General features: G+C 60.5%; 17 protein-coding genes, 1 pseudogene and 1 riboswitch. Of the genes and pseudogenes, 9 read left to right on the forward strand and 9 right to left on the reverse strand.

What is annotated here, in order from left to right; translation table 11 throughout:
* Nucleotides 1–239 precede the first annotated feature (239 nt).
* Nucleotides 240–548: a hypothetical protein gene (locus tag BLR03_RS20470; protein ID WP_139184617.1), complete on the forward strand. Its 309-nt coding sequence runs from the start codon at nt 240–242 to the stop codon at nt 546–548.
* A gap of 986 nt (nt 549–1534) precedes the next feature.
* Here BLR03_RS20470 and BLR03_RS20475 read toward each other — a convergent pair.
* The gene (locus tag BLR03_RS20475; protein WP_091256104.1) at nt 1535–3097 is read right to left on the reverse strand and encodes a glycoside hydrolase family 32 protein; all 1563 of its coding nucleotides are present in this window, start codon (nt 3095–3097) and stop codon (nt 1535–1537) included.
* 319 nt (nt 3098–3416) lie between these two features.
* Here BLR03_RS20475 and BLR03_RS25365 point away from each other — a divergent pair, with 319 nt between their 5' ends.
* Complete coding sequence (locus BLR03_RS25365; RefSeq protein WP_368086989.1) at nt 3417–3722, forward strand: hypothetical protein; 306 nt, start codon at nt 3417–3419, stop codon at nt 3720–3722.
* Between the two features lie 150 nt (nt 3723–3872).
* Here the strand turns inward: BLR03_RS25365 and BLR03_RS25225 are convergent, their stop codons facing one another.
* The 3 genes from BLR03_RS25225 to BLR03_RS20495 all read right to left on the reverse strand — a co-directional run bounded on the left by BLR03_RS25225 (nt 3873) and on the right by BLR03_RS20495 (nt 7121).
* Nucleotides 3873–4166, reverse strand: coding sequence for a type II toxin-antitoxin system RelE family toxin (locus tag BLR03_RS25225; RefSeq protein WP_302846608.1), 294 nt, complete (start codon nt 4164–4166; stop codon nt 3873–3875).
* Nucleotides 4163–4438 carry a type II toxin-antitoxin system Phd/YefM family antitoxin gene (locus tag BLR03_RS20490; RefSeq protein ID WP_091256105.1) on the reverse strand — a complete coding sequence of 92 codons (276 nt, stop codon included), beginning with the start codon at nt 4436–4438 and terminating at the stop codon, nt 4163–4165. Before BLR03_RS20490 ends, BLR03_RS25225 begins: the two co-directional genes overlap by 4 nt.
* A gap of 274 nt (nt 4439–4712) precedes the next feature.
* Nucleotides 4713–7121 carry an AAA family ATPase gene (locus BLR03_RS20495; protein ID WP_175460637.1) on the reverse strand — a complete coding sequence of 803 codons (2409 nt, stop codon included), beginning with the start codon at nt 7119–7121 and terminating at the stop codon, nt 4713–4715.
* A 402-nt stretch (nt 7122–7523) separates the two neighbouring features.
* Here BLR03_RS20495 and BLR03_RS20500 point away from each other — a divergent pair, with 402 nt between their 5' ends.
* Both BLR03_RS20500 and BLR03_RS20505 read left to right on the forward strand, forming a co-directional pair.
* Nucleotides 7524–11576: a helix-turn-helix domain-containing protein gene (locus tag BLR03_RS20500; protein WP_175460638.1), complete on the forward strand. Its 4053-nt coding sequence runs from the start codon at nt 7524–7526 to the stop codon at nt 11574–11576.
* A 116-nt stretch (nt 11577–11692) separates the two neighbouring features.
* A complete protein-coding gene (locus BLR03_RS20505) occupies nt 11693–12274 on the forward strand; it encodes a hypothetical protein (RefSeq protein ID WP_091256110.1) in 582 nt (193 codons plus the stop codon).
* A 310-nt stretch (nt 12275–12584) separates the two neighbouring features.
* Here the strand turns inward: BLR03_RS20505 and BLR03_RS20510 are convergent, their stop codons facing one another.
* Both BLR03_RS20510 and BLR03_RS20515 read right to left on the reverse strand, forming a co-directional pair.
* Entirely contained in the window at nt 12585–13289 is a 705-nt protein-coding gene (locus BLR03_RS20510) for an amino acid permease (RefSeq protein ID WP_254788618.1), read from the reverse strand.
* A gap of 96 nt (nt 13290–13385) precedes the next feature.
* Nucleotides 13386–13799, reverse strand: coding sequence for a cupin domain-containing protein (locus tag BLR03_RS20515; RefSeq protein WP_254788619.1), 414 nt, complete (start codon nt 13797–13799; stop codon nt 13386–13388).
* A 430-nt stretch (nt 13800–14229) separates the two neighbouring features.
* Here BLR03_RS20515 and BLR03_RS20520 point away from each other — a divergent pair, with 430 nt between their 5' ends.
* The 3 genes from BLR03_RS20520 to BLR03_RS20530 all read left to right on the forward strand — a co-directional run bounded on the left by BLR03_RS20520 (nt 14230) and on the right by BLR03_RS20530 (nt 17334).
* Nucleotides 14230–14610, forward strand: a complete 381-nt coding sequence (locus tag BLR03_RS20520; protein ID WP_217639820.1) for a cupin domain-containing protein — start codon at nt 14230–14232, stop codon at nt 14608–14610.
* 403 nt (nt 14611–15013) lie between these two features.
* A complete protein-coding gene (locus BLR03_RS20525) occupies nt 15014–16414 on the forward strand; it encodes an NAD(P)-binding domain-containing protein (RefSeq protein WP_091256115.1) in 1401 nt (466 codons plus the stop codon).
* Between the two features lie 332 nt (nt 16415–16746).
* Nucleotides 16747–17334, forward strand: coding sequence for a TetR/AcrR family transcriptional regulator (locus BLR03_RS20530; protein ID WP_091256117.1), 588 nt, complete (start codon nt 16747–16749; stop codon nt 17332–17334).
* Nucleotides 17335–17491: 157 nt separating this feature from the next.
* Here BLR03_RS20530 and BLR03_RS20535 read toward each other — a convergent pair whose 3' ends face one another.
* The 3 genes and pseudogenes from BLR03_RS20535 to BLR03_RS25370 form a co-directional block, all read right to left on the reverse strand.
* Nucleotides 17492–18304 carry a thiazole synthase gene (locus tag BLR03_RS20535; protein ID WP_175460639.1) on the reverse strand — a complete coding sequence of 271 codons (813 nt, stop codon included), beginning with the start codon at nt 18302–18304 and terminating at the stop codon, nt 17492–17494.
* 5 nt (nt 18305–18309) lie between these two features.
* Nucleotides 18310–18546: a sulfur carrier protein ThiS gene (gene thiS, locus BLR03_RS24550; protein WP_091256120.1), complete on the reverse strand. Its 237-nt coding sequence runs from the start codon at nt 18544–18546 to the stop codon at nt 18310–18312.
* 70 nt (nt 18547–18616) lie between these two features.
* A pseudogene (locus tag BLR03_RS25370) lies at nt 18617–19096 on the reverse strand (hydroxyethylthiazole kinase); the annotation flags it as partial.
* Nucleotides 19079–19175, reverse strand: a riboswitch (TPP riboswitch). (Overlaps the previous pseudogene by 18 nt.)
* Nucleotides 19176–19703: 528 nt before the next feature.
* Here BLR03_RS25370 and BLR03_RS20550 point away from each other — a divergent pair.
* Together BLR03_RS20550 and BLR03_RS24560 are read left to right on the forward strand one after the other, a co-directional pair.
* Nucleotides 19704–20693 carry an HAD-IIA family hydrolase gene (locus BLR03_RS20550; RefSeq protein WP_175460640.1) on the forward strand — a complete coding sequence of 330 codons (990 nt, stop codon included), beginning with the start codon at nt 19704–19706 and terminating at the stop codon, nt 20691–20693.
* A 13-nt stretch (nt 20694–20706) separates the two neighbouring features.
* Complete coding sequence (locus tag BLR03_RS24560; protein ID WP_175460641.1) at nt 20707–20850, forward strand: hypothetical protein; 144 nt, start codon at nt 20707–20709, stop codon at nt 20848–20850.
* Nucleotides 20851–22278 lie beyond the last annotated feature (1428 nt).

Consider the following 22278-nt stretch of genomic DNA (forward strand, 5'->3'; position numbering starts at 1 on the left):
CCGTTGGTTAGGGATGGCACTGCCCGGAAGAACTCCTAGTCATCTTGGTTCCTTCGATGGCTCAGGTGCTGGGCGTGTAGCCGAGAATCATAGCTGGCATCGTCAGTAAGGTAGCTGACGGCCGCCGGCGCTCAGCCGATGTGTATCTAATCCAGCTCCCGGCCCAGCACCAGCAGCTGGCTCGTGAACGCCTCACCTGGCTAGGGAAAATCCACGGGATACGCCATGTATTCCGTGGCTTGGCAGACCCCGCAGCACTGGTGTACGAAGCGATCGAATCGGCCCGCCACTCACCCACCAGCGCCGATACTATTCGCAGCACCGGAATCAGCCGTCCGGCCGTCGAAAGCGCTCTGTCCGAAATGACCGCCCTGGGAATGATTCACCGGGCCGGTCGACAAATGGCGCATCACAGCTACGGCAACCTCGGCCAACTAGCGATCCGCCTAGGTGTCATGCACGACGTCTGGGACCAGATCAGCCAGCACCCCAAGCAGCGCGCAGCATGGCACGCCTACCTTGACCGTTTCGTATGGACCCCTCCATGACTGCGACACCCACCAGAGGCGCCGCGGACGAGTACCGGGCACGGCTGGCGCCGCCCCCGGCTGATGTCGTCGTATCTACCTTTGAAAAGGCAGTGCCGACTACCGCGAGCTGCTTGCTCGCCTCGCGGCAGGCGGCACCGTCGGGTTGTGCGGGTGGCCGGCTGGCTGGCCTGCCGTCGAACGTCCCGTTACCACGCTCACAGTATTGCTGGGTGCGCTAGCCGCGGCCCAGTACATTCGGCGCGGGTACGCCGTAGACGATCCCCGCGCCCTCCGCGACAGCTCAAAGACACCCCCGCTAAGAGTTCCTCTCGGAGCGAGCTCCCGGAGTGCGCACTACCACCAACCCAGATTCGCCGGATTAGAGTTGGCGGTTTAAAGACGATAGAATACCGGTTCCTTGCGTATTCTTTTCCGTCTCGCAAACCGGACCGGCTGTCGACGCCGACGCGTCCCGGCCTTGACAGGACTACTCCCATCTCACCCAGCACCACTTGGGTCTAGACTGCCCTCACGTACGACTCCTTGCTAGGACAACTCAGGGGTCACGGCCGTTCACCGCGGCTCGATATCAAGCTATTCGTAGGCGCACCCTTGATTTCAACCACGCTGTCCCACTGAATCCCATCCCCGTAGCCCTCCGCGCCGACGACACGGATGCGATGATCCGACAGGGCTTGTCGGGCCGTCCCGGCAAGGGCCCATGACTGGCTGCACAGTAGATCCCATGAGAGTGGCAAAACGGGCCACAGCCCCATGCTCCTGGCAGGCGACAAGCCGCCAGAGTATCCGTCGTATCCGACCTTGCTCAGTCGATCGCCAGCCCGATTCAGCGGCCAGCCATCATGAACAACATAGTGCTCCAGCAGTGGCCGGGCCTTCGGTGTAACGGGGCGTCAGGGCTCGACGTGAAAAACTCCCCCTAAAGGAACTGCATTTCAGACGAGCCCTGTCCACACCGTTTGGTGGCACAGTTGGCTAGCTGGTCAGCTGGCTGCCGCGATTTCACGGATGGTGATTCCGGAGAAGTTCGCGGCGCCGCCGTCGGTGTACAACGAGATCCCGGTGTCGCCGGCTGCGAAGGGCACTTGCTGCGAGAGCACCTTGTGTCCGGCATTCACGAACACTTCGACGCTCTGCGTGTCGACGAAAATACGCAGGTGCACTGAGCGTGCGGCGGCGTCGATTGGCGCGGCAGCCCGCGTGTACGGAACGAGAGAGAAGTCGCTCTGGTCCGAAGCTGCACGGTCGACATACAGCTCGTCACCGTACTTGCCGATGTTCGTGTGGCGCGTGCCGTCGGCGGAGCGGCCGACCGACACCCCTACGTTCGTGGCAGCATCCCACGAGATATCGAGCTCGAGCTCGTAGGCGCCGGCGCTCCACGGCAGTACGGCACTGCCGTTCACGCTGCGATCGGCGAGCACAGTTGTCGAGCTGACGTGATTGGAGATGGCTTCAATAGGGGTGCTGAGTAGGCTGTACCAGCCTCCCGGCTGACGATCCAGGCGCAGCTCGCGCACGATCGAGTTCTGGCCGTTGTACCCGTCGGATGCATCGGTGGGAACATCGCGGCCGGCGTACTTCCAGTTGTTCATCCAGGCGACCGCGTACCGTCGCTCGTCTGGTGCGTCGGCCGCCGGCCAGGTCACGGCGGCGTACCAGTCCCAGCCCCAATCGAGCCACTGCGGGTTGAGATCGTCAGCGATAAATTGCTCGCCATCCCAAGTGCCCGTCCAGTATGCGTAGCTCATCGGCAGGCCGACGCTGTAGGCGTCCATGCTTGCGCCCAGCACCCAGTGCCGTGTGCCGTCATCGGCGGTCATTTGGAACAGGTCGGGGCACTCGATCCCGCCAAGCGCGTGGTTCGGGTAGTCGAAGTTGCGTTTCAACTGCCAGTCGCTCAAATTCGGCGAGGTGTAGAAGGCTGCGTATCGGGCCCGGCCGATCACGCACACCCACTCGCTGCGCACCGCATCCCAGTGGATCTTCGGGTCGCGAAACCATTCGGCGTTCTCGATCTCCGCCGGTGTCGTCGCGGTCCGGCCGTCGGCATTGACAATCACTGGATCGGGGAGGGCGGTAAAGGTGTAACCGCCGTCGGTCGACCAGTATAGGTACTGCTCCTGGTATTTGCGGATACTGTCGGTGGGCCGCGTCGCGAGCGCGAAGATCGCACCTGCGCCGAATCCTGCTGTGTTTGCGGTGTCGATGACTGCCGATCCCGACCACACGGGAACGTTCGTCTGCAGCGCCAGCGCGACGCCGTGATGGGTGAAGGACACACCATCGGTGGTTGTCGCGTGGTCCCATCCGCCTGGGGCGTTGTTCTGCCCGGAGTGCAGATAGTACAGGTGGTAGGCGCCGTTGGCATACACCGGGCGCTGCGGGTCGCACAGCCAGCCGGAAGGCGGCGTCATGTGGTAAATGGCCCGCAGTGATCCCTGGGCGTGGGCGGCCGTGACAGGCATGGCGTTGCTCATGAACAGGGCGAGTGCTCCTGCTCCTGTGCCTTGCAGGACGTGACGCCGAGAAATTTCAGGTGTCATGGGTGGTTCCTCTCCATTGAAAAACAGACATCAGGTTTCCGGCGGCGCAACAGGGCGAGGGGTACTTTACCGGGGCCAAAGAGCACCACAGACCTCGATGCAAACAGGCGAACACCGACAGAGATCAAACGCTTTAGCACCTGAACTCTAAATTCGTTTGTCAATTCGGTCAAGCGTTTAATCAGTTGGGATTTTTATAGCTTCTTGTTTGAGCCTGCCGCTATCGGGCTTCAGGAGTCGGAGCCGAGCTCATTTGTCGCTACCCATCGGGGCCTTAATTGATGTGATCTAGCTCGCACTCCTTTTAGGCGGTCTTGGGATGAACAGCGATACCGGACTCTTCAGCACAGCTCCCGCTGACACAGAAACAGCTGGCGAATGGTTGGCCGAAGGGCAGAAGTCACCCGAACTGGTCTACGGCTCGGCCGAGGCGTTTCTGCTCGAGTCCCTGGCCAGTACCGGCGCCAACGAAACCAAGATCCGCGGGTGCCTCGCCGCAGCCCGAAGCGAGGGCACCCACCCCAGTGCAGCCGTGACCAGGGGCAAGGGCGCCGCCAAGGCCAGAAAGTCCCGAACAGGGGCAGCGGTAGGATCCGAGAGGGGCAAGAACGGCCTGAGCCGCTAGCACAACCTACCTACGCAAAAGGAAGAGACGCCAACGGGCGTCTCTCCCTTTTCTGTGGGGTGAAAAAACAAAACATCCAAACGTTGAGCGGCCCAACCATCAAGTGCCTGCAGGGCGACCCGTGCTGCGCGGAAGGTTCGGGCATGCCCGCTAGCGAGGCTTGTAGACGTCGGACCGGTGTTCGATGCGGTGGACGTACAGGGTGTGCTCTTCGATGTCCAGGGTGAACAGCACCCTATAGTCGCCGCGCCGGGCCGTGCGGAGTCCGAGCAGTTCGTTCGTGAGGGGCTTGCTCAACCGGTGGGGATTGTCGGCCAGTGGGCCGGTGACGAATTCGACGATCGCTGCCGCTGCTTTCTCCGGCAGCCGCCGGAAACCCTTCATTGCCGGGCTGGTGACCTCAACGTTCCACGGTGCGGGCCCGGTGGATTCCGTGTCGGTCACCGCGGCGGCAGACCGAATTCACGGCGGAGGTCTCCACCGCTGGTCGTGTTGCCGTCGACGATGTCGCGCCGCGCCTGGTCCAGGTCTTCACGGATGCCCGGCTGTGACAGCCAGTGGATGGTTTCCTGCAGGGATTCCAGATCGTCGGCGGACATCAGCACCGCTGATGGGTGCCCATGCCGGGTGATCTGGATGATCTCGTGCGTCGTGTCTGCTTCCTCCACGAGGGCAGACAGCTTGTCCTTGGCTTCGCTGAGCGGTACCGTTCTCATGCTTGGAATTATAGCCTGACATCAGGCTAGTCACTAGCCTGACTTTTAGCCGATAACCGTGATTCCGTCAAGCTGGCCCGAGCTTTCCAATCATGGCGAACACCTGATGGTCGGGGAGGGCCTCAGGTCAGCCGGCATGACGCAAAGACTGAATAAACCGGCTGATGCCGTAATAGCGGGCAAGGACGGACTCCGGGTTAGCTCGCGGCTCGCTGGACAGCTCGGCTGCCCGTTCCGGCCTGGTTCTTCTTGCGCGGAGCACACCCGGACAGCTTCAAGCTATTGCAGCCTCAAGTTCGCTTGTAGGGTTGGGCGCTCGATTTGCCAGAAGCACTGGATCCAGCTCTAACGCAGTACACATGTCCATAAAGTGCTCGGCATCTTGGTTTCGCATGAGTTCAAAGACGGCATGAAGAACGGGCACGGCCTCGGGGCGATTTACTCCCCGAGTGGTCTCCACACGTTCCTGGTGCGAGTACTGATGCAGGTAGGTGACAAGCCGCTGGCGAGTAAGGCCATCATTGACCTGGTCGATTGCTGCCTGCATCTGAAGCCTGAAGTCACCCATCAACGCGGGGAATTTGAAGCTGAGGAATCCCTCCAACATGCGACGGCAAATATTGGGAAGGATGATCGCCGCGTCCATTTCATGCTCGATTGTGGGGTCGCCTTGGCACGAGATCAGCGTTGAGGCCGCCCTCCAAAAGAGATAGTGGTATTCCGATCTCAGTCGAGTCCGAAGAGCCTTGTGCTCCTTGTTTTGGTCAGACCCCCAATCGCGCCAAATGGGCACCCGACGTGCTACCCCAACCTCCACTCTCTTGCCTTGTGCCTGTAGCTCGAGAATCTTGAAGCGACGCCCTTGCTTCATAACGCCGCTTTGGAGGCGGTCGAGTTGGTTGGACCAAATCCGAAAAAGTTCGAAATTGTGGGTCATCAGGAAGAGCTGGCCACAGTCGCGCGTAGGCTTTTGACCGCATGGGCAATCCAGTGGTGCCCCGCATGAGCAAACGGATGGCTGGACCAATTCCGACCACAGGAGACTGGATGCACCAACTGTAAAGTTCTCGTCCAAGCTGGACACGGGATCATCAATAACGATGATCTGGTTACGGCGACTCCGGCCGCCGGTGTTGAGGCTTCGCACGAAGTACAGCAACGCCAGAGCTGTACATTCGCCCTCACTCAGGTGCAGCGCCGGTTCGCCGTGCCTATATATCGCATATCGGTTGCCTTCGACAGGCTCCACGCTGATGTCGGACCTGCCCAGCAGGGTGTGCAGACGCTGGTTCAGCCATTCCGCCGGGGGCGCCGGGTCCAGCTCGGCATTCTCTAGTTCAGTGATAACACGTCGAGTCTCTTTGATCGCCTTGGCATTGTTTTCAACAGCCAGTGTGGCTTGGTGCGCTTCACTCAAGGCCTCCGTATAGGCCTCGTGTTGCTCACCGATCCAGAAGGCTTCCAATTTCTGGCAAGCCGACTTCCGAACAGCTTCAAACCGCGTACTTCTGTCATTGTGGTCAGCCAGGAGCTTTCTGAGCCGGCCGACGTCCGGGGTAGCAAACGACTTGTTCAACCAGGATTCCGGCAGAGTAGCCGCAGCGTGGAGGTCCTGCTGCTTACGTTCGAGGAACTCCCGCAGCATCTCAAGTTCAGTTACGTCTTTCTGGATTTGGATCTTCAATCCGTCGCGAAGTAGGTCGTATTCCGCCCGAAATTCGGGGTAGAGCAGACCTGACTCAGGAAAAAGTGCGTGCAACTTCCCTAATGAGATGACAAGGGCCCCAAGCTGCTTGAGGAGGAACCGCAGATCATCTTGGAGCTCTCGCGTACTGGAATCGAAGTGCCGGTTTAGAGCGTCTAGGCGCTCTTGTGACAACTCCCCGGAACAGAAGAGGCAGTTATGCTCATGTAGGTGGAGCTCCACACCTTGTTGTACCCAAGCGGCCCGTTCCGGCCGTGTTGCTAGAGTCTCAATAACTCGTGCTGTTGGGACCCTCTCCAAAACTGCACTGACGGTCGAAGATGACAGAGGCTCTGTAGCGGAAATCAGAGGAACGTCGACTTCTTGCATGAAAGTGCTCTGAGCTTTGGCTATCTCTTCTTCAGCCTTAAAACCACTCTGTTTTTCAAGCGGCATCGCGAAGGGTAGTCGTTTCCCGACAGCGCGAGCGTCGTAGCCTCGACCATAGCCGTCCACGCCGCCAAGGGTGGACGTAACGAGTGTCCCGATGCTTTTGAGGATAGTGTTAGGAACCGCCTGCTTGTGCTTGGCTTCCTTCACCAAAGAATCCGTGAGACGCGATAAATCGTCCAAGCGCGTACGTGCGGTTCGCAGCTCTTTCTCACGGTTGGCGTTTACCTTGCCGATGGCTAACAGTGCCTTGGCCTCACCTACCGAAAAGTCGAAGCAATCGGCCACGTAGTCCTTGTTGAAGACCGACATCCGGTCCCAGAAGGCGTCCTGGGACGATTCAACTGTTCTGGGCTCTGTGGTTCCCGTCTCGGACACTTCTACAGAGACGCCAGCTTTCCATGCATCGGGCGACTGTGCTGGAGAAAGCAGTGACGCCAGGGTGGACTTGCCACTGCCGTTATTGGCATAGATGAGATTGATGTCGCTGAAGCCTGCGAAATCTGGGCTGGGGGACCAGTTCTGAAATATGCGGTAATTCTTGATCAACTGGATGTTCTCTATGCGCAATTTTCCCCCGATTTTTATTTGCTCGAATCACCCTAATTTATGCTGCTGCTGTATCCATGACGACACGGCGGGCAGCGGGCCGACCGAAAGTCACCTCAACGATGGTGCGTAGGGAGACCAGCCGAGCCGGACGTTGGCTTTGCGAAAGACGATTCGATGCTGCGCAGGAAAGCGGCAGCCGAGAACGGGCACGAGGTCAATAGGAAGCAACCCATACCGAAGCCACCCGACGACCGGCGCCGTGCCCACAGAAGTCCGCTTGCCTGTTGCCGAGTCGCGCGCAAGTAGGGCGTGACTGTCGAACACTCTCACGTAAGGAAGTCCTACGCATTTTCAGCGTGGTTCTAGATGTACGCATTAAATACGTGTATCGTTCGTGCTATGGCAAGGTACCAAGTCCTCGGCGCATTAATCAAAGCTGCACGTACTGCGGCAGGTCTCGATCAGCAGGAGCTCGCAAGAGGCATGGGTGTGGGCCAGCAGGCTGTCAGTGGGTGGGAAAGGGGCATGTCCCGTCCCCGCCAGTCCCAACTGCCAGCCCTGTGTTCCCTGCTGCTGCTTGACGTAGCCGACGCGACGCGGGCGGGCGAGTACGAGGCCGATGTGACGATTTCGACTCACCGGATGCTAACGCTGCCCTTTGAGAATCTTCCTGACGATGCCTTCGAGGCGTTCTGCCGGGACCTCATCAGTTTTAGGAATCCAGATCGAACCGCCACACGCAACGGTTCCACCGGACAGAAGCAGTACGGGGTTGATGTCTTTGTCGATGGTGCAGGGGAGCGCATTGGCGTGCAGTGCAAGCGACACAAGAGCTTCGGCCCAGCGGACATACGCGCCGCTGTGGGTGAAGTTCTTCCAGAGGCTGGCATCACCTCCGGTGTCATAGCACTAAGCCGTCGGACTGCATCCGCTTCGGCGCGTCTCGAAATGGCTAAGTACCCCGGCTGGACCCTCTGGGACGGAGAGGATTTGTCGCGCTTTGTCCGTGAGATCCCGGTCGATCAGGCGCTAATTCTCGTCGACACGTACTTCAACGGACTTCGGGAGGGCTTCCTCGGTATCCGTCTGCCCAGCCCATGGCTGACCCCGAACGAGTACGACAGTGCCCTGCCTGGTCGCCTCGGGATCGAACGAGGCTTTGAACTGGTTGGACGAGCGGAAAGCCTGGACAGACTGACGGAACTTGCCCTAAACCATGAACGGCTGGTTCTCGTCGTCGGTCGCGGCGGAATCGGCAAGACGCGATTCCTTCGCGAATTCGCGCTCTCTGAGCTTGGGCGACCGATATGTTTTGCCGCCCGCGGACCCATAGCACCGGAGACATACGCTCTCCTTCCGCAAGGCGCACCTGTCGTGGTCATCGATGACGCAATGGATTCTGACTTTGACGTTGCGTCGTTGACACAAGGAGTGCTTCGGGCACGTCCTGATGCAACTATCGTTTTTTCTGCGCGACCCCGTTTGGTATCACAACTGCGCGAGCAGCTCGGCATGGCGGAAGCGTCGACAAATGACATCACCGTCGAACTCGACGATCTAACCATCAGTGACGCTGAGGCACTGGCCCGCGAGGCGCTTGGAGACCAGGCGACCGACGCGCGGGCTGAATCACTGGCGCGCATTGGCTATGACTGCCCCTTCCTGATCGTCCTCGGTGCGCACCTTGTTCGCAGTGGCAAGCTTTCGGACAGTGACTTGCAGTCCCAAGGCCAGTTGCGTCGCGAGATCCTGACACGCTTCGCAGACATAGTTGTCCGGGGTTCCAGCGCGGACGCCCGCACGGCCGTTCTCGGCGCGGTCGCAGCAGTGCAGCCGGCACCCCTCGACGAGTACGGCGTTGTCGACGGCCTCGCTGCCGTCAGCGGGCAAGAGCCTGATCGAGTCCTGGAGATTATCGAAGAACTCGAGGATCTCGGACTCATCCTTCGTCGGAAACACACTGTACGCGTCGTACCCGATCTTCTGGGTGACGCGATCCTCGAGCGCGCCCTCGTATCCGATTCGGGCATAGAGAAGCGGTTCGCCAAGCGCCTCGCCGATCACGCGACAGGTCGAGCCCTCACCCACGCCATCAAAAATGTGAGCATCATTGACTGGCATCGTCGCTCGGAGGGGCCTTCGCAGCTCGCCGACGTGCTCTGGTCCACGCTCAACCAGCATGCCCTGGCACTGTCAAACTCCAAACGCACCGAGTTAAGCAAGCGCATCGCCCCAGTAGCCGTTATCTACCCCGAGCAAGCGCTCGACCTAGTTGAGAGCTTGCTCGGGAATCCAGCTCCGGACGAAGAGGATCCATTCAGCGGTATCTGGGGCAAGCCTCGTCAGATCACCAACGACGACCTCGCTCGGTCGCTCGCGCCACTGGTCGCTAACGCAGGCCACAGCACTGACCATCTCGAACGCTCAATGCGGTTGCTGTTTAGCATCGGACGTACTGATGAACGACAAGAGCACCAAAATCCTGACCACGCTCTGCGTCTTCTTCGCGAGCTCGGCGAATTTCACCCCAATCGTTCCGTGCGCTTCAACGAGCGCTTCGTCGAGGTGATAGGCAAAATGCTGAAGGAGGACAGACACGCAACAGACCGTGCCCTGCTTATCGCCATGCTGAAGCCAGCCCTGGCCAGCGACCTAACAGTTACCGAGTGGAAGAGCGCTGCGTCTCTCTCAATGAGACACCTCACTATCAACCTTGAAACGGTAGCAGGGGTCCGCATGAGGGCTATAGCTCTGGCCTCTGACTGCCTTACCACCAACGACATTGAGTCCGCCTTAGCCGCCATCGATGTCCTCGAGGAGTCGCTGAGGTCGCATGATCGCGCTGATGATGTCACCCATGAATTCGCGCAGGTCGCAGAAACCCTCCGCCGCCTGATTTCGGACGAAGCACGCCCCGCAGGCATCCGGCTGGCCGCATATCGTGCACTCGGCTGGCATGCCACCTACGGCGAGGGGGAACGACGGAGGCTTGCGCGGCAGATCCGCAAGCAGCTGGTTCAGGACGACGATTTCCTACTCGCCCGGATTCTACGACCGGGATGGGACATCGACGAGGATGAGGATGAAGGCGACCTCGACGATGATTCCAACTTTGCCTCGCGCTACCAACGGTCGGCCGAGGCCATCGATCTTGCCATCCAAGGATTGGTCTCGCGGTGGACGGCGAGGGGCGAAAGCAAGGCTCTTTTGGGCCACGTACGTACGGCCATGAACGAAGAGAAGAGGGCGACTGGACGCTTTTCCTCTCCAGATCTACTGCTCCGGCGCCTCTTCGCTGCTGAGCCGGAGGTCGCCCGTGATGTCCTTGGCGACCACGGGAAACAGGATCCCGTCGAAGATGCCCTTACCCGCGCGGCTCTTTCGAGCCTCCTCGAACTGGAGGGGACCAGCGCGGCGGCCGCCGCGGCAAGGCTCATTGCAGCGAGCCCAACCCACGCAGCACTCGTTGCATCGGCAGTAGTGGACCAGGGTGCTCCTCTCAATGGACTACGCGAGAATATCGTCCGGAAGCTCGTTCAAACCGACTTTCCCGAGGTTCACCTTCTGCTCTTGTCGGCAGCCCGATGGCTGGGTGCAGAAGAGAGAGGAATCGTTCTTGAGATGCTGCAGGCGGCCCCGATCGAGTCTGATGCACAAGTTGCGGACGCCGCCGCGGGAGTGCTTGCCGGCGGTTCCGTGGTGCCTTGGGCATCCCTGATGCCGGATGAGCGGAAGGCCATCCTGGATCGCTTGGCCGCATCACCCACTCTGCGCCCCGACAACCTCGGAAGGCTCCTTAACGCGGAGATCAAAATTGATCCGATAAGCGCTCTCCGCTTCCTTCAGAAGCGGATCGACAGGGGCGGGCGACCGCGAGATGGGTTTGACCCACCGCCACATGTGCCCTCACTGCACATTAATTTCCAGTCGAGCCCCCAGCTGACGGAACTGATTGACGCGACCGTTGAATGGATTCTCGAAAAAGACTCATGGGAACGTCGGTTTTACGGCAAACAGCTTTTGGAACCTATGCTTTCGGGTTACAGGGACGAGGCCAAGGCACTTCTGCGCCGGCTCATAACTTCCCGTGATGAGCAGCGCGTCAACCTAGCCAACAGCCTCCTCGACGGGGCGCCGCACAACTTCGTCATCCGAGAGACTCAGTTCGTCGAGGAGCTACTTGAGGAGGCACATCAGATGCCGGAGTCTCTGGGTAGACACGTCATTGCCGGCCTCCATGGCTCTGCAGAATTTGGAATGCGCTCTCGTTCGGTTGGCGTAGATGACCCCGAAGAAGTGGCCCTACGCGACGAGGCAACAGCTACCGCGCAGCGATACCCAGAAGGCTCTCCGATTCGACTGTTCTACGAGGACGTAGCCCAGTACGCTTCCCACCGCCTTCACGCAGAACGGCTAGACGATCGTAGCCTGGAAGACCCGCGCACATGGTGACCAGACATCGCACTCCCGTTGTCGCCGCTGCAATCATCGAGGCATCACTCAATAGATGGAACCGGTGCGCCCGAGCGGAAGGAGAGCAGGGGGCCTAGCGGGTCCGCTCAACATGTATGGCGTCCAATCCGTCACAGGGACTTCAGCCAGCCGATTCCCTAATTCCCTTCGGCGCTCACGCGTTCGTCGACGAACCGAAATCGAAGGCTTACTACATCGCTGCGTCCGTGATCGCACCCACCGATGTCGCCAGTGCAAGACGTGCCATCAGCGCTCTGCGTAGGACTGGCCAGCGGCGTGTCCACTTCAAGAGTGAAAGCGATGGATCGCGAAAAGCCTTCCTGAACGGCGCCATCGACGCCGGCCTCACGACGAGACTCTACGTTGCCCGCAATATGCCGGACAAGGCTGCCAGACCCTTGTGTCTGGAACGCTTGGTCCAAGATTTGGTAGCTGCGGGTGCAACAAGACTTGTGCTCGAAAGCGATGAGTCGCTGGAACAAGCAGATCGCCGGATAATAGCAAAGCGTCTGAAGAGCCTCGGCGCGGACGACGGCTTGCGCTACATGCACTGTAAACCTCACGAAGAGCCACTGCTATGGGTGGGTGACGCCGTGGCATGGTGCTATCAGAAGGGCGGAGATTGGGTTCGCAAAGCTTCCCCATTGGTCCAGGAAATCATCGTCTGCCGCTCTTAAATAACGCGGGTCCGGCTCGTCATACCATCCGGAAGACTGCCAGACCCACTTCTCAGGGCTAGTGCCCCTTGCAGAGTTGATATTACCTATGTTTGAACGGCTCGAACAAGTCTCACTTGCATCGGGAGGATCGTCTGGTCGCGCCAAGAAGGGACCTCGCAGAAAAGTCTGACTAGCTGCGCTAACGAACTTCCAATTGCCGCTCATGCTTATGAAGTGGCCACTGGGCTGTGATCTGCTTGCGGAACCAGCCCGAAAGACAACGATGAGATATGATCTAAGTGTTTGCACATCGCAACTATCAGCCTACTTACTTGACGTAACGTCCGTTATCGGTAGTTAAATAACGGGAGTAGAGCCAGATGGGGATGTGGAGTGCCAGTACGGTGAAGCCCAGCCAGGTGGATGTCCAGCCGATCTCCATGCTGTTCAGGTAGACCACACCGACCAAGCACAGGGGCAGGTTGAACAGGCCAAAGAGCATGGCGACATGCTTCCAGCCCTTGGGTGCTTTGAAGGGTCGTTCCAGGTTGGCAAAGGCCGGGTGTTTTCTGGCTCTGACATAGGCGAGGCTGATGCCGTTGGCGCAGGTGTCACCAATCGCCGCGGCCGCAAGAATTGCCGCGAAGGATCCCATCGAAATCAGGACCACGTTGAATGCTGCGGTGACGTGCAAGGCAATGGACGGGGTGCCATGGCGGTTCGTTTTGCCGAAGACCCTAGGGAGGTTGTCTTCCGTCGCCCTGGAGTGCATGGCGCGGGAAGAACCCAGATAGGCCGTTTGGATGATCAGGATCATGGCCGCGGTCAACAAGATGATGGTGATTATGGAGCCGGCTTCGCCAAAAGCAGCCCGGGCGACCGGAATCAGCGGCGATACGGGTTCGGCCCGTACACCGTCAACACCACGCACTGCGGTGTGGACCAGTACATATGAGAAAAAGCAGATGATGCCGCAGGCAAACAGCGCCTTGGGGACATCTTTGGCCGGGTTCTTGGGCTCTCCGCGGTTCATGGGGAAATTGATTCCCATGAACCGCGGAGAGCCGGTAACTCCTGGGCGTCAGCTTAAGGAGAGCGTGCAGGCGTCCTCTAACCGGCTGTGACCGGCTCAGATTTCGAAGTACCGGAAGGAGTGTGACTCCAGACCTTCCGGGTTGGGGCCGTAGACGGTGACCATGCGTGCGTAGACCGGGGCCCAGTATCGGCCGAGTTGTCCGGGGTTTACGCGCGCTGAATCGCCTGACCTCAGGATGACAGTCTTGCCTTCGCTCTCGACGTGGAGCTCGCCTTCCAGTACGAAGTTCGTCTCGGTATGGGGGTGGAAGTCTTCCCACCCGCAGGACGTCAGTTCCCATTCCGACAGGATGAAATCATCCCAGCTGCCTACAGGATCAGCGTTGATGAACCTGCAGTGCAGTCGTTGCCATTCATCCTTCATAGGCTTCATGGCCTTCATTGGCCAGAAGTCGATCTTTTCCCCTGTCTTAGGTGTCAGGGGCTGAGGGGTGGTGGTAGTGGCCATTGTTTTAAAACCCTTCTTAAGCGCGCCATCTGCTGGGGGGATGCTTCGGTGAATCCGGGTTAGATCGCGCCATCGTGATGTGGGTCACGGCGCTGTCCACTGTGACATGGACGCTCGTTCAAGTCAATGGTTCACCAACAAGATGGGCCCTATTACCCCCCCGACACCCGATGCAGGGAAAAGTTTTCATGAACGGTTGACTTGTACGCATGTTCATGTCACCTTTTTTGTAGCGAGCAAACGTGACTGGCATCACAGCACGAGGGCTCGGGCCGGCGCCTGACAGACCTTCTCGAAACTAAAGAATGTCGGCTTTACGACGTTCCCCGGAGCCCCTACAGGGGTATCGATTTGATTTTTAGGGCAATTCTGCCAGGCATCACAGACCACCAGTTCTGACTATCTTTCCCCCATTTTCAAAGGAGAAATCATGGAAACCACCCTCGTAGGAGCGCTCAGCAAGGCCGGATCCATCCACAAGGTGGAAGGCGGTTACGTCGGTCTGCCGCCGATGAACGAGCCCGGGACGGACGCTGCCATCGGTGACTCCCTCCACAATCCGCAGGGCTCGGTCATGTGTGCCGGGTTTTTCGAGCTCAAAGCGTCGGAGCCGCTGGTGTACACGTACACCTACGACGAGATGAAGGTCGTCATCAAGGGTGAGTTCATCCTCACTGACGAGGCGACCGGGGAAGTCACGCACGCGAAGGAGCGTGACGTGCTGTTCTTCCCGAAGGGAACGACGGTCAAGTTCGAGACCCCTGAGCATGCTCTGGGGTTCTTCGTTGGCGACCGCACTTTCGCACCCTAGATCAGCTACGCGGTCCGGTTCCATGCCTCGGCAGCAGGCGCCGGCATGGAACCGGCCGGCAGACCTGCGGCATTGATGTCGTTGGCGTAGGCAACCCGAAGACCTTTTTCGGACCTGGGGTCCGTGCATGGAGGTCCGCGCGTCTGCTCCGTCTCGTGCTTTCGGGGTTCTCTCCGGACAGGCTGTCAGGGACAGCGTCACCACCCCGCGTTCTCTAACCACTCTCTGGACGTATCGGCCTGGGCTTTGCACTGGCCGGACTCCGGAATGGCGTGGCCGAGCGCAAAGGCATCGCCGCGCCATCACAAACCGGTATCTGTCTGGTTACCGGCAGGACACGTAGCGCAACATATACCGCCGCACATCGGCGACCCCAAAAGATCTAATGGAACAGGAGAACACCATGGCATTGCGAGTCGGAATCATTGGTGCCGGGCCCAGCGGCCTGGCACAACTGCGGGCGTTTGAATCAGCACGCCAAAAAGGCGCCGCCATCCCCGAAATCATGTGCTTTGAGAAAGGGGACGACTGGGGCGGGCAGTGGAACAACAGCTGGAGGATCGGCCTGGATGCTCACGGCGAGCCGGTGCACTCCAGCATGTACCGCCACCTATGGTCCAATGGGCCCAAGGAGTGCCTGGAGTTCTCGGACTACTCCTTTGACGAGCACTTCGGTCGTCCGATTTCCTCCTTCCCGCCCCGCGAGGTTCTGTTCGACTACATCAAGGGCCGCGTGGAAAAGTCCGACGTCCGCAAGTACGTCCGGTTCAACAGCGTTGCACGCCACACCAGCTATAACGAGGCCACGCAGGAATTCACGCTTACGGTTGAGGACCTCAAAACCAACCTCACCGAGACGCACGTGTTCGACAAGCTCGTGGTCGCCACCGGCCACTTCTCCGTCCCCGCCGTCCCGGAATTCAAGGGCATCAAAACCTTCCCGGGGGAGGTCCTGCACGCCCACGATTTCCGCGGAGCCGAGCGGTTTTACGGCAAGAAGCTGCTCATGATCGGCAGCAGCTATTCCGCCGAGGACATCGGCATGCAGTCCCACAAGATGGGCGCCGCGTCCATCACCCTGAGCTACCGCACGGCCCCGATGGGCTATCACTGGCCGGAGAACACAGTGGAACGCCCACTCGTCACTCACTTCGAGGGCCGCACCGCGCACTTCAGCGACGGCACCCAGGATGACTTCGACGCCGTCGTGCTTTGCACCGGATACCAGCACAAGTACCCGTTCCTGCCCAGCGGGCTGTCGCTGAAGTCACCGAACGTGCTGTACCCTGGCAACCTTTACAAGGGCGTGGTATGGCAGCAGAACACCAACCTGTTCTATCTGGGTGCCCAGGACCAGTACTACACGTTCAACATGTTCGACGCGCAGGCCTGGTTTGCCCGCGACGTCATGACTGGAGCGATTGACCTGCCGTCCCTTGTTGAGCGCGAGGTGGACATCCAGCTCTGGCTCGAGCGCCACGCCGCGCTGCCGGATCACGATGCAGAAGCCGATTTCCAAACGGACTACCTACGGGAACTCATCGAAGCCACCGACTACCCGCCCTTCGACCTGGACGCTGTCTGCCAGTTGTTCAAGGACTGGATGCACCACAAGCACGACGACATCCTCGGCTACCGCGACATGCTCCACCGCTCCGTGGTCACCGGCACCATGGCGACCAAACATCACACCCGCTGGCTCAACGCCATGGATGACTCCATGGAACGGTACCTGCACGGCCCCACCCAGGATCTGGACAACGTGACACCTGACGATCTCACCGAGACCGTGGCCGCCAGGTAGCCCAGGGCACGTGGCTGTTCGGGCACCCCCAAGACAAGGGGAAAGCAGGTGATTGTGGAGGGCCGCCTCCTGATCCCCGCTCGTAGCACCGCACACCGTAGATCCCGTCCAATAGCGAGGGTGTGGGCCGGCCGCTTCCCTCCGGACCTCCCGCACGCAACAGGGGTCCCGCTCATGACAGGCCGCCGTCCGGGCATACCAGGCGGCGGCCTGCCACGCATACAGAGGTTCAGGTCAGTCGTTCAAGACAGAGGTGGAACATTTCTCTGTCCAAGCAATAGTCTTATGACGTGTCCCAGCCGGGCCGAAATCGGGAGACTGGAGAGTGCGCTATGCGGGTATCCACAAAAGATCGAAAAGAACAGCTGATTTCAGCAACCGTGGAACTAATGAGGCGTAAGGGTGTTCAGTCCGTGACCATGCGGGCTATCGCTAAAGAGGCTAATGCCCCCTTAGCCACCGCCCATTATTGCTTCAGCGATAAAGACGAGCTCATGGAGGCGGCCGCCGAGGCCTGGCTGAAGAACCTAAGCAGTTATTCCGGCGACGTCCCGGTCCACCTGGGTCTTCGTAAGGCGGTGGAACAAGTAGCCGAAGGCTACTGGCGAGCACTAGAAGAAGAGCCGGCCAGCCTCCTTGCTGAGATCGAACTCATTCTGTGGGCAACACGCAATGCCCCCGGCAGCCCGCTGGCCGCGAAGATTTATCCTGCCTACGAAGTGGAGCTGGGAAATATATTCTCCTCCGCGGCCCAAAACAATGGTGACCAGTGCCGTATTGGCGTCCCTGCGCTCGTAAGGTCTTTCCTGATGATCTACGATGGAGCGGCCCTTCAATACATGACCGACCCGAAGGCGACCGACCACCGCGCCTTGTTCTTCATGACGCTTGACGCACTGCTGACTAAAGCCGGCGTCTAAGACTCCCCTGCCGCCAACCGTGGCAACGCGGAGAGGTCAACAACCGAAAGGATCTCCTCCTTGCTCTCCTGCCAGGATGAGGAACCCCTCGTCTTGCGCTGGCTGCGCGAGACGTGCCAGCACCGCTGCTTCCGACAGTGAAGCGGAGTTCATATCCCTAGAGGAACTCGGCCCGGCCCTCCATCGCCGAGGACGCCAGCGCGTGCTCGCGCCGCGGGATCCTGCCTGCCGCTTTCGCCAGCCTCCCGGCGATGACGGCATGCTTAAAGGCCTCCCCCATGAGCGCGGGATTCTGGGCACGGGTCACGGCCGTGGCCAGCAACACGGCGTCGCAGCCAAGTTCCATCGCCAGAGCCGCGTCCGAGGCCGTGCCGATTCCGGCATCGAGCACCACGGGCACGGACGCCCGCGAGACGATCAGCTCGATGTTGTGCGGATTAAGGATGCCCAGGCCGGTGCCGATCGGGGCGCCCAGCGGCATCACCGCCGTCGCCCCGAGGTTTTCGAGCCGCAGGGCCAGCACGGGGTCATCGTTGGTGTAGGCGAAGACCTTGAAGCCGCGGGCCACGAGCTGCTCAGTTGCGTCCACGAGCTCGACCGCGTCCGGCAGCAGGGTGTGCTCGTCGGCAATGACTTCGAGCTTGACCCAGTCCGTCTCCAGCGCCTCGCGGGCCAGTTCGGCCGTGAGTACGGCATCCTTAGCGGTGAAGCAACCGGCAGTGTTCGGCAGTACGCGGATGTTGTGGTCCACGAGCAGCTGGAACAGCGATCCCGTTTCCGCCGGTGAATAGCGGCGCATCGCCACGGTGGTCAGTTCCGTCCCGGAGGCCAAAAGCGCCGAGCCCAGCCCGTCCAGGCTCGGCGCACCGCCGGTGCCCATGATGAGCCGGGATCCGAGCGTCACGCCGTCGATGACCAAGCGGTCGGTACCTGTTCCTAGCCCGGTTGGAAGCGCAGTCGTCTCAGTCATCATCCTCATCCTCCCTGAATTGCCGTAACGAGTTCGATGTCATCGCCCTCGGCAAGCGCCGTGCTGTGCCACTGGCTGCGGGGCACCACCTCGGAGTTGCGCGCTACTGCCACACCCAGCCTTTGGCCGTCCCCGGCCTGCCCGTTGGCGGCAAGTTCCCGCCCTGTGACCTGGCTGACGAGCGTTGCAAGGGAGGCTTTTGCCCCAACGGCGTGGGTTTTGCCGTTCAATGTGATGTTCATGCTGATTCCTTGTTCTGGTCAGATGTGACTGGGTTTGCAGTGGCTGAGCCTGATTCGACACGGACCCGTGCCTGCTGGCCAGGCTCCTAGCAGTGTCCAGAGCGCTTTCGGGCGCATCAACGGCTTCGACTCGCGACCGCCTTGCCTCAGGCCGGCCAGTGCAATGACCCTCCGAAGCGTTGCCGCACACCGCTGTGGGCCGGTGATCCAGCAGCTCGGAGGCCGGCGCCGAACGGACCGGCAAAACGCCTAGAGCCGCCGGGTCAAGAATCCAGGGCGCACTTGATCCGCGGGCTGCTTCGCGCCTGCCGGCCCGCTGGTCTTCGTGCGGGCCGCCGACGTTTACCGGCGCTCCCGACGCCACCCACGCGAACGGCCTCGCCTCGCCAGGAACTTCGGCCATCCCCGGCGCCGCGCCGTCGGAAAGCAGCACATTGGCGGTGAAGTTTTTCAGCACGGTGTTGGTCAGGCACTGGATATGGGGCATGTCTCCCGGGGCCGTTCGGGCATGGCCCAGAACCATGGTCAGGCGAATAGTCATCCGCAACATCTCTTCGCTAGTACGAACTAGATCAGGTGCAACGGGTGTTCTCTCAGCCCCGGCCAGCAGGTCACCCCGTGTCACTAGAACAAACCCTACCCGGACGATTCACACAGGGACCTATCAGAACGGGTAGTCTGAACCATTCCGAATTAGCGTTTCCCCTACCCACAAATGACAGGACGATGGGATGCAAGGCTCACCTCTGAAAGAGGAGACCCTTTTGGAAAGGAAGTCCGATGCTACAAACCTCCAATTCGTGTGTTGATACGTGGATGGGCCGGGAGGCCCTCCATGGTTCCGGTGATCGCCCGGCTGTACCGCGAAACAACGTGGTGACCTGCATCCATGGCCAGGGCCTGATCAAGCAGTCCATCAGGAACATCTTTAACCAGAACACGGCGCCGCCGTCATGGCCCGGATGTTCGACACTAGGTCGGCATGAACGAAATGCTCTTGCGCATGACGTGACCCTCGGCCTGCTAATAGCACGTGTTCGTATTATGAACGCGGCATTCAAATTGAATGATCCGCTCAGCACTAGACACCCAGAGGGAAAGCTTGAGAGAGGAAGCCATCATGTCCGAGGCGAAGGCGAATCTGGAGGACGTCGTCGATGACTGAGCGGTTGATCGACGGATATGATGGCGTGCTCGCGGACCTCGACGGAGTCGTTTACACCGGACCGCGGGCAATCGACGGGGCAACAAAGGCCCTGGAGAGGCTCGCGGGGGAAGGCAAGAGCCTCGCCTACGTGACGAACAACGCGTCCCGCTCGTCCGAGCAGGTGGCGGCCCATCTCCGGGAGCTAGGGGCTCCAGCCAGCGCGGAGCAGGTCTTCGGTTCGGCCTTGGCCGGCGCGGAACTGCTGGCCGGACAGATTGCTGCCGGGTCGGCAGTCCTCGTCATCGGGAGCGAGACCCTCGCGGACGCCGTCAGGGCACAGGGGCTCGTCGTCGTTGGCACGGCCGATGACCGACCGGATGCCGTCATCCAGGGGTTCTCGCCGGGGCTGGGATGGAAGGACCTGGCGGAGGCTGCCTACGCCGTGGCCGCGGGTGCGGTCTGGGTGGCCACGAACACCGATATGTCCCTTCCGCAGGAGCGCGGGATCGCGCCGGGGAACGGTGCCCTCGTGGCGGCGGTTGCCGCTGCTACCGCGAAGTCGCCCTTGGTCGCAGGAAAGCCTGGGGCCGCCCTCTTCGAGACCGCGGCCCGCCACTCCGGCGTCGACCGTGCCATCGTGGTGGGGGACCGGCTCGACACCGACATCCTCGGTGGAAACCGCGCGGGGATGGCCACGGCGCTCGTCCTCACGGGCGTGGACTCGGTCGGCACAGCCTTGGCAGCACACGTGGACGAGCGCCCGGACTATCTGATTGGCTCCCTCGGGGAGCTTTACGAGGAGTACCCGGCGGTAATATTCGACGGCGTCTCGTACTCCTGCGGAGGAGCAGTTGCCTCTGCGACCGACTCGACGGTGACCATCAGCGGACGCGAGGACGACCTCGACAGCTGGCGCGCCGCATGCGCGGCATGGTGGGCAGTCCACCCCGAGGTGACCCCGGCCGCCGCGCCAGAGGTCAGCTTCACAACCGCTAGTTAGGCTCGAAGCAGGAATGACAGCTCAGCGGAGCGCAGGAAGGATGACGGACGGTGCGCTACGTCCGCTGAACGGGGACACGCACGTCGACCAGAACACGGCCGTTCTCGACGGGCTGGATGACTTGACCGTTGAGGAGCACGCCGACATTTACCTCTAGGTCCATGCCCGGGTTGAGCGACGAGCTGAACCAGGCACAGAAAAACGTCGCCACGCGGGAGCCCGTGGCGAAGTTGATCTCGGCGGGGCCAGGTCCTGAAGGAGGTCGCCGTGGCCCAGAAGGCCTCCGCCCCGATCCTCCCAGCACAACCGTCTCGACGTCGAGGAACGCGGCGAGGAGCACGTTAGTCGGGCCCAAGCTGAACTGCGCCCTGCCTGCCTTCCCGGTTGTGGACCCGACTGGCAAGCGATACCTCGACGGTGATGCTTCAACTGGAGGCTTCACGGATGTTGCCGTCGACATGGGTGCGACAGGTGACGTTGAAACATGGACGCATCCGATGAGCCTGCTCCCAACTTTGCCTGGGCAGATTTGAGCCTTAATGGTGGAGTGCTGCGCCCTATGCGAGTACTGCCGAACCAAGTTACAAAGTTACTGCCGAACCAAGTTACAAAGTGTCGCATGACAGGCTAGCCGACTCGGGCGGCCCTTCGGTGAGTATGTCAAGCGTCATCGCCCCAACCGGACAGTTGAATCTGGCCCTACGTCGCTGATTTCCAGATGCCAATGTGGGGTTTGTCGGTTGTCTCAGCGGCCTGTGGCGGCTCGCTGATTCTTTGTGGACTTGCCGTGATCTTCGGCACCGATGAGCATGGGGTTCTACTAATGCCCTGGCCACAACATCGCTTAAGGAGGCCCGGCCCGTCGCATCGTCAAGGGAGGGAGACCCGGAAGCTGCCAGGACCGTTCCCTGGATGGTCGAATGCAGGTCCACAAGTTCGCTTGTAACCCGGAGCCGTTCCGCCGAGGCCGCCCGGGATTCCAGCAGGCAAGAGAGTGCGGCGTCGCTGACCTTTTCCTGGATGAGGCAGGCTGCGAGCCCCAGATAGCGCATCTCGTTGAGGGCTTCATTCACCAGGCTTCCGGGCCTATCCGCGTAGCTGATGACGAGCAGTGCATTGCTTGCCGCATATGTGAGCACCAGAACCTGCAGGATACTGCCCGCAATGCGTGGCCCGGGAGAGCGACGCATCCCCGCTACGGGCAATGGAACGAAGGAGTGGCCACGGCAGCCCGGGCTCGGTCACCTTATGCAGGGGAACGGATGCCGTGGGCTCATTCATCCGGCGTACGGGACGATCCACGCAGCGACCTGCCCAAACGGGTAGTTTAAACCATCCCGAATTAGCGTTTCCCCTCCCCGTAAATGACAGGACGATGGATGTCAGGCCCACCTCTGGAGGAGGAGAAGTGAATTTGACCATGATGACCGGACCCGCCTCGGACGTATCCGGGGAAGCCTTCACCGGCAGCGTCTCCCTTGTCAGGGACGAGATCGCGGACACGGCGGCCAAGATCGAGGGGCAGCAGGTGGCCGACCTGGCCCGTCATCTCACCCAGCCGGGCCGGGTGTTCGTCGCCGGCGCG

The organism is Arthrobacter sp. ok909, from assembly GCF_900104405.1.
GTDB lineage: Bacteria > Actinomycetota > Actinomycetes > Actinomycetales > Micrococcaceae > Arthrobacter > Arthrobacter humicola.